The following is a 12,413-nucleotide window of genomic DNA, read 5'->3' on the forward strand; positions in this document are numbered from 1 at the left end:
CAGTTGGCCCGCTTAGTGGCGCGGCCCCCGGGTTTTCACCTGCGTCGTTTGCTCCTTGGCCGGCGTGGCCACCACCGTCTTGGTAGCACCCGGTACCGTTTGCTGCACCTGCGGCGCCTGGTGCTGGATTAGCTCGTGCGCGGCGGGACGCACCTCGATGCAGGCCTTGGCGGCATTTACCTGCACGGTGCCGTCGAACTGCCGGCCGCCGTCGCCGCTGGCCATGTTGGCCAGGGCCACGACTTTGCCCTCGCGCAGGTCGTAGCTCTGCTCAGGCGTAAGCTTGACGCCGGCAATGGTATCGTGCAGCGTCACCTTGTCCTCGGGCAGAATCACCACCTTGTTCATGGCCTTGTCCACGGCTACGTAACCGTTGTAGGTGCGGCCCTGCTCGTCCTTGAGGCCACGCAGCAGGCCGGCGTTGCCCTCCGTTTCCAGCCGCTGCCGCTGCTCGGGCGTGAAGGGCATTCCTCCAATCTCATTGGGAATCACCAGCCGGGCCTGGGGCAACTCCATTTTCAGGGTAGCCGTGCCGTCAGCTTCGCGGCGCAGCACCATCTTCCCCGCAAACCGAACGGGGTCCTGATCCGGCCGGCCCGTTACCTGCATGGCCAACAAGTCGGTTTGCCGCCCGCTCAGCAGCTTTTCCAGCTGCCCGCTCTGCTCCAGCGTCTGCAGGGTCAGACCCAACGAAGCCAGCACCTGCTGCGGCACGTCGCTGGCCTGGAATGGCGGGGCGACGGGGGGCGACGGAGTTGCCCTCTCGGCCGGGGCCGGCTTAGCGGCGTCGGCGACGGCCACTGCGTAGGCACCTATGGCAGCTGGCGCCTGGTCGGGCAGAACTTCCGCCTGGGCAGTGCCCGCCTTACGGAGCAGGCGCGCCTGCAAATCCTGGCGGGTTTGCTCGTAGTCCACTTCCAGGTGCTGCCGGGTTTTTGGGCCGCCATTTAGATGGGCATAGAAGTTCTTCAGAAAGGCTGACGCCGGGTTGCCGCTGGTGTCGATGTCAAAAATGCTTTTCCCGTCGCGCAGCACCTGCTCGGTGGTCCTGCCCTGCTGCTGGGCCAGCTGCTGCACGCGCTGCTCGGCTGCGGCCTGCTGACCCTGCTCCGGAACGGTTAGCGCGTGCTTGGGCACGGCCGCGAGCTGGGCGCTCAGTGCGTCCCACTGCCCGGCGCCGAATGCCTGCCGCACCTGCTTGCTGCGTGGGGGCTCGTAGCCGTCATCGTAGCCCGCCTCCTGCCGGCGGGCGGCCGCCTGCTCCGGCTTTTCCATCACGCCCACGCCATTCCCTATCTGCCGGAAGCCCTGTAATGTCGCCTCCAGCTGACCCAGTTTGTTGGATTCGGGGTCGTAGCTGACCGCAAAGCCCCCCGTGAGTTTGCCCGCCGGGTTGCGCTCGAACTGCAGCGCGCCCACGGCCACGCCGGCTTCCCGGAGTTGGTCGAGGTAAGCGCGCATTTCCAGCAGCGGAGCTACCTCATCACCCTTCTGCTGCCAGGTGATGCGCAATTCGCCCACGGGCGCTGTAGCCATTGCATCGGTAGCAGGGTCGGCAGTGGGGGCCTCCTGCCCCTCCCCTACCGTTGCGGTCTGCGCCTGCGGGTCCTTGCTCGGCTGCTCATTGGGCGTCAACGCCGCAGGAGCTGTATCCCCGGCCGGCGCAACGCCTGGAGGTAGGGCCACCTCCTCGGCCTGGGGTACGGGTAGCGGCGGGGTTTGCGCCTGCCCAGTAGTCAAAGATTCGTTTGCGTCGCTGGCCTTTATCTGGGGCAACGACGCTGGGGTCATCTCGTCATCTTGCTCAGCCATTGGAAAGTGAAATAGAGGAAGGAAAAAGCCACCCTGACCGCTTAGCACGGGGCCGGGCAGCCCGGAATTCGACTTGTGCAAACCTATCGGCCACCACTAGGCGCGGAGCAGAAACTTGACGAGTGGTCAGAATTGGGGGGGTAAGGTGCCGGCTGGGTACACGAACGGCATCCTCAGGCAGGCCCACCACCGCACTATAAATGATTCTACTGCTCGGCCTTTTCCTTAATCAGATGGCGCAATGCTGGGTCCTGCTTGATGCGGGTCAGCTCGCGGGCGCATAGCTCTTTCACGTCCGTTTTCACCCGGTTGAAGTTGGCCTTAATCATCTCCTCGGCCTCGTCCTTGCCCGTAGTCGGATTGATGAAGCTGGTAATATCAGGGATGGGCTGGTAGCCGCTGGCTTCCGCCGCTACGGCCTTCACGTCTACCTGGATGCGGGCGTGAAACACCTTCTGGTCGATTTCCTCGCCGAAGTTGTCGGCTACCGCTCCCACGAAATTACCCTGGGTGAGGTTGGCAATGGTGCTGGCCGGAATCATGCTGTCCATCTGCGTGGAAAGGCTGGTGCTCGTCTCACGCATGTTGATGCTCAGGCTCTGGCGCCGCTGCAGAATCTTGCCGAACCGCTCGCTTAGCCACTTGCCGCTATTGCCCGATACCTGCCCGCTGAACACGTTGCCCACCGTGTTCTTGATGACCTCGGCCTCCTTCTGCCCGTAGTCGCGCTCCAGCTGCGAGAAGTCCTGGAAGCCCAGACAGGTGCTCACCTTGTTGCTGCGGGCCGTGGCAATGAGGTTATCGAGGCCCTTGAAGTAAATGGTGGGCAACTCGTCAATGATCAGCGACGACTTGCGCTTGCCCTTCTGGTTGACCAGCTTCACCAGCCGGGCGTTGTAGAGGCCCAGCGCGGCCCCGTAGATGGCTTGGCGCTCGGGGTTGTTGCCCACGCACAACACCTTGGGCTCCTCGTTGCTGTTGATGTCGAGCGTAAAGTCGTTGCCCGACATCACCCAGTAGAGCTGGGGCGAAGCCAGCCGGCTCAGCGGAATCCGGGCGCTGGCAATCTGCCCTTCCAGCTGCTCAATGGCGTCCTTCTGAAAGGCCGATACGAAAGGCTTCACCAGATTCTCAATTTCCGGGTACGAGGCCAGCACCGGGAAAATCTCCTCGTAGTCGCGGCTCAGAAACTCGATAACGTGGGGAAAGGTGCAGTACTTGCCCTTCTCGAACAGCTTCAGAAACCAGATGATGGCCGCCACGAAGTTGATGGGTGACTCCACGAAAAAGTCCCCCTGCTTCTGAATCCAGCTCTTGTTCAGGTTCAGCATGATGGTCGACGCGCTTTCGTAGGCGTCCACGATGTCGGTCATCAGCTCGGGCAGCAGCGGGTTGCAGCGGTGGCTTTTGCGCGGGTTGTCGAAGTTGATGACATAGAAGCCCACCGGCCTATCGAACTTGTCCTGGTGACGCAGCAGCGTGTTGTAGCAGATGCGGCTCAGGTCGTCAAACTTGTAGTCGTAGATGTACATGCAGAAGCCCTTGGCTAGGTGCTGCCGGATAAACTCGTTGATGATGGCAAAGCTCTTGCCCGAGCCGGGCGTGCCCAGCACCATCGTGGCCCGGAACGGATTCACCACGTTTAGCCAGCCGCGGTGCTTCTTGCCGCGCAGCCAGTACTCGGTGCGCAGATTCACCGAGTACTCGTTTTCCATCAGCCGCTCCTCCTGCGGGAAGCTCTCGTTTTCCTTGTTGAAGATGTCCTTCAGCAAGTCGTTGTTGAACAGCCGGCTCAGCCACGCCCCGGCGCTCAACAAGAGCAGAAAGCCAACCGTCAGCAGTCCGGCGTAAAGCACCGTCGTCAGCCCGGCTCCCAGCGTCAGCCCGCGCACTGCATCCGCCCCGAAGAGCAGCAGCAGCCCCAGCGCGGCGGAGCCCGCCACCGTCCGGCCTTTGAGCTCTTGGTTAGCCCGCCCCCGCGTGCCCAGGCAGCTGAGCAGCAGGAATACCACGGCCAGGCTCTTGCTGACCCAGCTGGCTTTGAACAGAAAGGTATTTCGCGTGAAGCTCTCCAGCAGGTGCTCCACCACGTCGGTCGTCCAGCCCAGAGAGCGGAAGTAGCCGAAGCAGTAATAGTAGATGTTTATGGCCAGCAGCCCAATGGCAAACAGGCGCATAAACTCCATGATTTTCCGTAACCCCTTTTCGTCTTCCATTGCTTGAACCGCTTGGTGAATCAAGCAACTTACCGCCCCGCCTTACCTCTGGCACGGATTACTTGACGAGCGGTTCAAAGTCAGCGGTGAGATGCACGCTCAGCACACGAAGGGTGACACCCCCTGCCCCTACTGTCTACGCCCCTTCCGGCGGACTTGCTTCGGCCGTACAGGCGGCGCCGGCTGAGGCAGCGTGGTTGCTACCTCGGGACGAGCCTTCCGCTCAGCTTCCGGCTCCCTAACCGGCTTCACGGATGCCGCCAGGGCCTCCCGCAGCTGCGCCCCTTTGTAGCCTACTTCCTGGCCCCTCAAAGCCACTCCTTCCGTTTCAAAGCTAACGCCGCGCAATACCCCGCCCTTGTCGTGGGTGTAGCGAATCTCGATGGCTAGTTTTTGCAATTGCAAAGCCAGCCACTGCTCCCCTTCCCTATCCGACTGCTGCAGCAGCTGCGCCAGCGCCTGACTTACCCGCTGCCGCGCCACCTCCTTGGTGGGGTCTAGTGTCTTCAAACTACGCCGCCTTTCGGGTAGCGGGTCCATGCCCAGCTCCTGGCTTATCTGCCGCGTGACGGCTGGCTGCCGGTAAAAATTATTATCCGTTCGCAACGCCGGGCCGCCGTCAATCGGCACCCGGTTCAGGTAGATGTGCACGTGGGCGTGCTGCTTGTCCCGGTGCTCATACACGACCATCTGGTGCCGATCAATCGGTGCTCCCATCAACTCACAATAGCGCTTGGCCGCCGCCACCTTTTGCGCCTGACTCACGGCTTCCCCGGCCTTCCACGAAAGGACCGTATGCCACACGGGTTTCCGCACGCGCTTGCTCCGGGCCGCCACGGCCTGCATATCCTGCGCCATCTCTTTCGGGCTTCCTGGAATTACGTTGGAGACCACTAAAAGTGGCGCCTCCCCTGGCTCCTTACCCCTCCCCTGCCGCTGCCCAGCCCCGTAAGTCAGCGCGCCCTCAAAGTCGCTACCCGTGGTTGTTTTCGCAATCATATCAGGTAGCCTCTAATAATTGTCAGCGCCTCTAACAGCTGCGCCTCATGGTTGCTAAACGACTTACCAGCCTGTGCCAGACGCGCAATCTGATTAAGGTTAGTACCAATGCCAACCAGCTGCCGTCGCAACTCCGCCGGTACGCTTTCTTTTATCTCTACCCCCCGTCCAACGTCCCGCAAATACGCTGATACCTTCTTGTAGCCAGCAGCCTTAGCCTTCTCCTGCAGCTCCTTTTTCTCATCCGGGCTTACGCGCACATCAATGCGCAAAGTGCGCGCAGCCTCGGCAGTTGTTTCATCTGGCTTCTCTGATTCCATAAGCTACTTACGGCGCTTCGTGAAGAATGGCTACTGAATAGTAATGTTCACCATTCACGCAAATCTAAGCAGCTAGAGCTAGCAAGCCAAGCTATGTGAGCCTGCGAACATGGCGGTGTCATTGTTTGGGCAAACGAATTTTGTCCGGACAATGACATGGCTTGCTGGTCGATGAACGAGCAGATTGAACGAGGACGTTGAATGGGGCTAGGACTATAACTAGCGCGCTTCTTTGCATCATTGCTTCCTTGCTTCAATGAAGCACTTAAAACACGAATTAAACTTGGTGATGAAGGACCAGAACATTTGAATACACATTGCTGCTGTCTACTGCAATTTCTGCTTCAAAGAATCGGTGCTTCATTGCTTCATTGCGTCACACGCAGCGTTTATACTACTTGCAAAAGTACCACATTACTGTTGCTTCGGCGCTTCATTGCTTCAATACAGATTTATCAAATTTTTATTTTATGCTTCAGTGCTTCATTACTTCGACGCTTCAGATTGCTCATACTTCAATGCTTCAATGAAGCATTGAAGTATTGCCGCGCTGATAGCCTGCTTCGATACTTCGATAATTCAACGAGGCTATGTATCTTTGATGGCTTGCTTCTTTGCTTCAGTAACTCGCGGACATTTAGAAGCTCTGAAGCACAGAAGCACAGAAGCACAAAAGCACAAAAGCAAAGGATCAATGCTTCATTGACACATTGCAACTTTGAAGCATTGACGCATTATGAACCGACTACCACTTTTTTAAAACCACTCACCTAATGAAAAACACTCGGGTAATTGCCTTTGCCACTCAGAAGGGTGGGGCTGGCAAATCCACCATCGGCACGCACGTCGCCTCGGCGCTCTGCTATCTCTACGGTTACAAAGTGGCGATGCTTGACTGCGACTATCCGCAGAACACCTTGCACGCCTACCGCAACCACGAGCAGCAGCTTTTGCAATCCGACGTGGCTTTTCAGGAGCGGCTCATCAAGCAAGGGGTAACGCCTTACCCGATTGCTATTTCGAGCGTTGAAAAGGCCGTTGAGGCGATTGACACCCTGGCCGAGAAAGAGTTCGATTTTATCCTGGTGGATACGCCTGGTACGGTCAACGTTGTGGGGTTGAGCGAACTGCTGGAGCGAGTAGACTACATCTTTCTGCCCATGGAGCCGGATATGGGAACCATTGCCTCCACGATGTCCTACATGCACATTCTGGGCAACTTCACCCATAGGCAGCGGCCGGAATCCAACCTGGCAGGCTTTTACGCCTTCTGGAACAAGTTTCTCAAGGCGGAGAAGCGGACGGTTTACACGAAGACCGCCGAGCTGTTTCGTGAAAAGGGCTATCCGCTGCTCAACAGCCGGGTGGAGTCGCTGGTCAGCATCAAGGACAAGCGCTCCACGATGTTTCCTATGCCGGAAAAGGAGTTGGGCAAACTCGGCCTGGGCAGCCTGATTACCGAAATTCTGGAATTGGTGCTCGGCAAGGGCGCGGTTACCCCCTCGGGCAAGACCATTGACTTCACGCCCACGGAATTCGAGCAGCCGGCCCCCGCTGCCCTTGAAACCTCCGACGACAACGCTAAATAACGCCCGCTCCCATGGCCAAGAAAACCACCGAATCCAAAGAAGCCGCGGCCGAGCGGCGCCAGCGTGAACTTGCTGCCCTTACTTCGGGCGTTGCTGCTTTCAGCCTGATGGGCGACGCCCCCCGGCCAGCGGCGCCGGCACCGGCGCCTGCCGAAGCATCCGCACCTGCCGTTGCGGAGACTCCTGCCGCGCCGTCGACGCCCCCCGCGGCTGAAGTTGCTCCGCCCGCTGCGGCAAAGGAACCAGCGGGAAAAAAGGCGACGCCTGCGCCAGAGGTGGCGGCCGTGCCCGTGGCACCCGTTCAGGCGGTAGAACCCGCAGCAGCGGCATCGGCACCGGTAGGGGGGGAGCCGCGCGCGGCCGCCCCCACACCACTGCCTTCGCCAGCTCCGGCCAGCGCGCCGGAAGAGGAAGACGGGGAGGAAGCCGAGGAGGAGTTTCCCGTTGCCCCGCCGGTCGCGGCGAGTGGGGAGCTTGACTTGGCGCAGCTGTTCGTGCCTTCGGCGGAGAAGAAGACGACCACCCTGCGCATCACGGCCGACCACCAGCAGTATTTTACCCAGCTCGGCTTTATCCTGGGCGGGGGCGCGTCGGCCCCGGATATCATTCATAACATTCTGAATCGCTTTCGACAGGAGCACGAAGCGCAGCTGCAGAAGGCGATGAAAAAGCAGATCCGCCAGATGATGGCACCTAAAAAATAGGGCAGCACTGGTATCCCAGGGCTATTCCATACGTATAGCGGCCGGCTCACCTTCCGTGGTTGAGCTGGCCGTTCCGTTTCCCGCTCTGGCCTTTTCCCAATGCTCCACTTACCGGTGGGGGAGGGGAGAAGCTCTACTACCACCCCGCTATGTCTACACAAACCTTATATCCGTCATTACCTTACTCACAATCCGTTACCGCGTGAAGGGCGGTGCTATCTGGGCCGTGCTCGGCCTGCTACTCGTCAGCCCCGGCGCCCGGGCCAATACCCGGACGCCATCTTCCGATAAGACGCCGCAGACCATCGACTCGCTACGAGCCTTGGTGCGCCACGCCCCACTGCCCGACTCCGTTCGCTTTCAGGCGCTGTTGGCATTAAGCGATAAGCTATTTGCCCAGGATGTGGCCGAAGGTCGCCGGGTAGGGGAGCAGGCAGTAACGTTTGCCCGGCGCCGGCTTGACTGGTCAGGGGCAGCCGACGCCTTGTATCAGCTGGTGGTAAACTGTGAGCGGGCTGCCGACTACGTGGCCGCCATGCACTACAGCCAGCAGGGCGTGGAGCTCACTCGTGCGCACCGGCCCCGCGACCAGTGGCGCTTCACCCAGTGCCTGGGCCTGGTGACCGTGGATACCAAGGATGCGGCCGGTGGCCTGCGCTACCTGCGCCAGGCTTACCGGCAGCAGGCCGCTACCCCCTCGGTAGGGCCCCGCGAGCGGGGTGGCCTGCTGCTGAACCTGGCCAATACCTTCCTGGTGCTGCAGCGCTACGATTCGGTGCTTCACTACGCCACGCGGGCTTTGCCTTACATGCAGCGCGCGGCCGACGCCCGGGGCCTGGGTTACGTGTACCAGTTTCGGGGCGAAGTGTATGCCAAGCTGATGCCCCGCTCGCGGGCCAGCCTGGCGGCCGCGGCCACGAACATGCAGCGGGCCCTGCGCATCATGCAGCGCTACCGCTACCAGCCGCAGGCAGCCAGCTCGGCGCTTTCGCTGGCGCGCGTGTATCGCCTGCAGGGTCGGCCTCGGGCTGCCCAGCGCACGGCGGAGCTGGCCTTGGCCCTGGCCCGCGCGGAGAAAATGCCCGAGTACGAAGCGGATGCCCTCTCCAGCCTTGCCTGGGCATATGCCGACCAGAAGCGTCCCGCTCGTGCGGATGAGCTCGACGCCCGGGCTGAGGATCTGCGCGATTCGCTCTTCAACGGCAATAAGGCGCAGGCCCTGGCCCAGCTGCAGGTGCGCTACGACGTGCAGCTGCTCACCGAGCAGAAAAAGGCGGCTGAGTTTGAACAGCGCAGCCAGCGGGCCCAGCTGCACTCGCTGTGGCTGCTGCTGGGCGGCCTTGCCACGACTGTAGGCGTGGGTGGGGGCCTGTACTGGCGGCTGCGGCGGCAGAAGGCCCTGCTGGCCCTGGCCAACCAGGCCAACTGCCGGGCCGTGGCCGAGAAGGAGGTACTGCTGCAGGAAATTCACCACCGCGTCAAAAACAACCTGCAGTTGGTCAGCAGCCTGCTGGCCTGGCAGCGCAGCACCCTGCCCGACCCCGTACTGCAGCAGGCCCTGGCCAGTTCGCAAGCCCGCATCCAGAGCATGGCCCTGGTGCACGAGTTTCTGTACCGGGCCGACAACCTCTCGCAGGTGCGCATGAACGAGTACCTGGGCGAGTTGCTGGAATCCCTCCACCGCTCGCTCACTACGCCTCAGCAGCGCATCCAGCTGAGCAGCAGCCTGGCGCCCCTGGTCATGGATCCCAAAGAAGCCAGCGCCCTGGGCCTGGTGGTGAATGAGTTGGTGACCAACGCCTACAAGCACGCCTTCCAGGACCGTGGTCATCTGCACGTGGCCCTGGAACAGACTGCCGCCGGCTTCCGGCTTACGGTGCAGGATGACGGGGTGGGCTTACCAGCGGCTGAAACGGCGCCCGAAACTCATTCGCTGGGCTTGCAGTTGGTGAATACCCTAGCTCGACAGCTAAAAGCCAGCGTGTCGACCGTTCCCATTCTTCCCACGGGCACCCAGGTAGTCGTGGCCAGCGTTTGATGCCGGCCCATCACCTCGCCCCTTATTCCACTCTATGGCCACCATCCTCATTGTTGAAGACGAACTGCTGATTGCCGCCGAGATTGAACGCGCCTTGGCCCGGCTGGGCCACACGCCCCTCCCGCCCGTGGACAACAGCGACGAAGCGCTGAGTGTACTGGCCGCCCAGCCCGTGGAGCTGGTGCTGATGGACATCAACATTGCCGGCGACTGCGACGGCATCGCGGCCGCGCTGCTCGTGCGGCGGCAGTTTGCCGTGCCGGTGGTATTTCTGACGGCACGCTCCGATTCGGCCACCCTGAACCGGGCCAAGCTGGCCCAGCCCTACGGCTTTCTGGTCAAGCCCTTCACCGATGATTCGCTGCGGGTGCAGATTGAGTTGGCCCTTTTCAACGCCTACCAGGCGGGGCCGGTGGGGCCGGTGCTGGACACGGCCGACGCCGGCACGGAGGTGCTGGGCCCCGCCGAGCGCTGCCCCAAGTTCAAGGACTACCTGTTCGTGCGTAAGGGCTCAGGTCACGTGAAGGTGCTGCTCAGCGACATTCTCTATTTTGAGGCCCTGCAAAACTACGTGCGCCTGCACACGGTGCGGGAGCGGTTTGTGTTCGACTCCACCCTTAAGGAGCTGGAGCAAAAGCTGCCCGACCAGTTTTTCAAAACCCACCGCTCCCACATAGTAAACCTGGACCACGTGCAGGCCTATGAGGAAAGTAGTGTGCTGCTGGGTACCGAATACGTGCCGGTGAGCCGCTCCTGCAAGGACGAGCTAAAGAGCCGCATTCACTTGGTAGGGTAGTCACGCCACACCACTATCCCCGTTTTTTGCTGCCCGGCTGGACGGCGACTGTCAGTAGTTTATCTTCGGCCTAGTATCTACGCCATTCTATCCAATCGATGAAAACACCCGAGGAACGCCACGCGCACCTGGAAACCTCCAAGGCCATGCTGGATGAGGCAATGAACGAGGCCGGGCTCAGCAACGGCAGTCAGGGGTCGGACCGGCTGGATGAGTTCACCAGCAACCTCAATAAGCTGGCCGCTTCCAAAGCCATGGATGTGGCCAATGCCCGGCTGGGCGAGTTTGAAGAGGCATTGACTGCGGCCGGGCTGCCAGCGGATGCCGTTGTGGCGGAAACTGAAGACTGCAGGACCGAACTCATCCACCACCTGCGGCAACTAATCCGCGAACGACTCTAACGAGTGAGCTCCTATGTGGGCCGCTACAACCCACCGGGGACCGGGCCAATTGGCTTGTTCTCCGGTGGGTTGTTGTGCTTGGGGGAATGACGGGGCCCTGCTTGGCCCGGAGCACATCGTGCCGGGGCTGGTCAGGTCCATGGGAGGCAACAGAGATGAGGCCATTCAGCGCGAAAACGGCTAGGAAAGGTCTTCCATTCGTGTAGAGTCGCTGCACCTCACCACCCGATTTTAACCGTTCGTCAACTTTCTACTAATCGGGTTTCGGGGCCGGATAGGTTTGCACAAGTCAAACCTGAGGGTTTGGCACGTTCACGCTCAGGTCGGCCGACCCGAGGTGCCACGCTTGATTCCTGCCGATGCTCAGTGCTTATTCCTGGAGCCAGTTTGGCCTGTTTATGCTGGTCGTGGTTCTGCTCTACTACCTGGTAGTCGGGTTACTCTACTACCGCGCCGAACTCGCCCCGCTACTCGCACTCGGTAAGCGCGGCGCGGGCAGCACTCCGGCCCCCACCACGGCTCCGCCCGCCCTGGTACGCCCGACCTCAGCCTTTGCGTCGCCGCAACCCGCTGCCGCCGAGGCAGCACCAGCAGCTACAGTAGAAGAGGAGGGAGCCGCTGAGAACCTGCCCTCTACCACTGAATCAATTGTGGAAGGCCAGTTGCCGGCCTCCACCGCCACGGCCACCGGCCAGGACCAGAGTGCCGACGACAGTACGCCCATGGGTGCTGCTTCGGCCTCGGCGGAGGAACAAGCCACAGCGCAGGACCAGACCCGGACCGAAGCCCCTGATCAGGCCGATGAACGCCTGGCCGAACTGGTGCGGCGCGAGGCCCACGCCGAAGCGGACCCGCCGGCGGCCGTCGACCAACCCGCTGAACTCCTCGACGCCGAGCCCGCGCTTCAGCAGCGGCTGCCGGTGAGCTACGAGCCGCTGGCTTCATTCGAGGAGCCGGTGGCCTCCCCGCTGGACATCATCACCGCCGGGCCCGCGCCGCGGCTGGTGGCCGCCGAATCCGTCAGCGAGTACATCGCCCTGCTGCAGGCGGGCCAGAATCCGCCCGCCCCGGCCGCCCTGCAGGGCAGCTGCCTGGCCGAGCAAATGGCCCAGCACCTGGAAGAATACCAAGCCGAGTTGGCCGCCCTCTTCGGGGCCGACGAGCTGTAGTGCCCGGCCGGCCCATCCCCCACGTCTCATTCTTTCCCATTCGTATGAACCAGAAGCGTTTTAGTACCTCGCTGGCCATCTTGGCCCTGCTCCTTAGCTCGCACCTGCTCTATGCCCAAACCGGGGGCGGCAACGGCACGGCCGGCATCCAGGATGCCACTACCCAGGTCACCAGCTACTTCGACCCGCTCACCAAGCTCATGTACGCCATCGGGGCGGTGCTGGGCCTGGTAGGCGCCATCAAGGTGTACAGTAAGTGGAACTCCGGCGACCAGGACACCCAGAAAACGGCCGTGTCGTGGTTTGGCTCCATGATTTTCCTGGTCATCGTGGCCACGGTGGTGCGCTCGTTCTTCCTCTAGTACCGGC

General features: G+C 61.3%; 11 protein-coding genes. 7 read left to right on the forward strand and 4 right to left on the reverse strand.

What is annotated here, in order from left to right; all coding sequences use genetic code 11:
* Positions 1-12 precede the first annotated feature (12 nt).
* The 4 genes from BUE15_RS12885 to BUE15_RS12900 all read right to left on the reverse strand — a co-directional run bounded on the left by BUE15_RS12885 (position 13) and on the right by BUE15_RS12900 (position 5,347).
* Entirely contained in the window at positions 13-1,812 is a 1,800-nt protein-coding gene (locus BUE15_RS12885) for a DUF3945 domain-containing protein (RefSeq protein ID WP_084549024.1), read from the reverse strand.
* A gap of 206 nt (positions 1,813-2,018) precedes the next feature.
* Positions 2,019-4,028 (reverse strand): conjugal transfer protein MobC, encoded by a 2,010-nt coding sequence (gene mobC, locus BUE15_RS12890; RefSeq protein WP_073285618.1) that lies wholly within the window; start codon positions 4,026-4,028, stop codon positions 2,019-2,021.
* A 129-nt stretch (positions 4,029-4,157) separates the two neighbouring features.
* Positions 4,158-5,027, reverse strand: a complete 870-nt coding sequence (locus BUE15_RS12895; protein WP_073285621.1) for a relaxase/mobilization nuclease domain-containing protein — start codon at positions 5,025-5,027, stop codon at positions 4,158-4,160.
* Positions 5,024-5,347 (reverse strand): plasmid mobilization protein, encoded by a 324-nt coding sequence (locus BUE15_RS12900; RefSeq protein ID WP_073285624.1) that lies wholly within the window; start codon positions 5,345-5,347, stop codon positions 5,024-5,026. The genes BUE15_RS12895 and BUE15_RS12900 overlap by 4 nt, the downstream gene beginning before the upstream one ends.
* 773 nt (positions 5,348-6,120) lie before the next feature.
* On the opposite strand from BUE15_RS12900, the gene BUE15_RS12905 reads away from it, so the two are divergent.
* From BUE15_RS12905 to BUE15_RS12935, 7 genes are all read left to right on the forward strand, one after another.
* Entirely contained in the window at positions 6,121-6,936 is an 816-nt protein-coding gene (locus BUE15_RS12905) for a ParA family protein (RefSeq protein WP_073285626.1), read from the forward strand.
* 11 nt (positions 6,937-6,947) lie between these two features.
* Entirely contained in the window at positions 6,948-7,640 is a 693-nt protein-coding gene (locus BUE15_RS21980) for a hypothetical protein (protein ID WP_073285629.1), read from the forward strand.
* A 202-nt stretch (positions 7,641-7,842) separates the two neighbouring features.
* Complete coding sequence (locus BUE15_RS12915) at positions 7,843-9,678, forward strand: sensor histidine kinase (protein WP_073285632.1); 1,836 nt, start codon at positions 7,843-7,845, stop codon at positions 9,676-9,678.
* Positions 9,679-9,712: 34 nt separating this feature from the next.
* The gene (locus BUE15_RS12920; RefSeq protein ID WP_073285634.1) at positions 9,713-10,474 is read left to right on the forward strand and encodes a LytR/AlgR family response regulator transcription factor; all 762 of its coding nucleotides are present in this window, start codon (positions 9,713-9,715) and stop codon (positions 10,472-10,474) included.
* A gap of 98 nt (positions 10,475-10,572) precedes the next feature.
* A complete protein-coding gene (locus BUE15_RS12925; protein ID WP_073285637.1) occupies positions 10,573-10,875 on the forward strand; it encodes a hypothetical protein in 303 nt (100 codons plus the stop codon).
* A 359-nt stretch (positions 10,876-11,234) separates the two neighbouring features.
* Positions 11,235-12,044 (forward strand): hypothetical protein, encoded by an 810-nt coding sequence (locus BUE15_RS12930; RefSeq protein ID WP_073285640.1) that lies wholly within the window; start codon positions 11,235-11,237, stop codon positions 12,042-12,044.
* Between the two features lie 44 nt (positions 12,045-12,088).
* The gene (locus tag BUE15_RS12935) at positions 12,089-12,406 is read left to right on the forward strand and encodes a DUF4134 domain-containing protein (RefSeq protein ID WP_073285643.1); all 318 of its coding nucleotides are present in this window, start codon (positions 12,089-12,091) and stop codon (positions 12,404-12,406) included.
* The last annotated feature ends 7 nt before the right edge of the window (positions 12,407-12,413 follow it).

Origin of the sequence: Hymenobacter psychrotolerans DSM 18569 (assembly GCF_900142395.1) — a bacterium.
GTDB classification, from domain to species: domain Bacteria; phylum Bacteroidota; class Bacteroidia; order Cytophagales; family Hymenobacteraceae; genus Hymenobacter; species Hymenobacter psychrotolerans.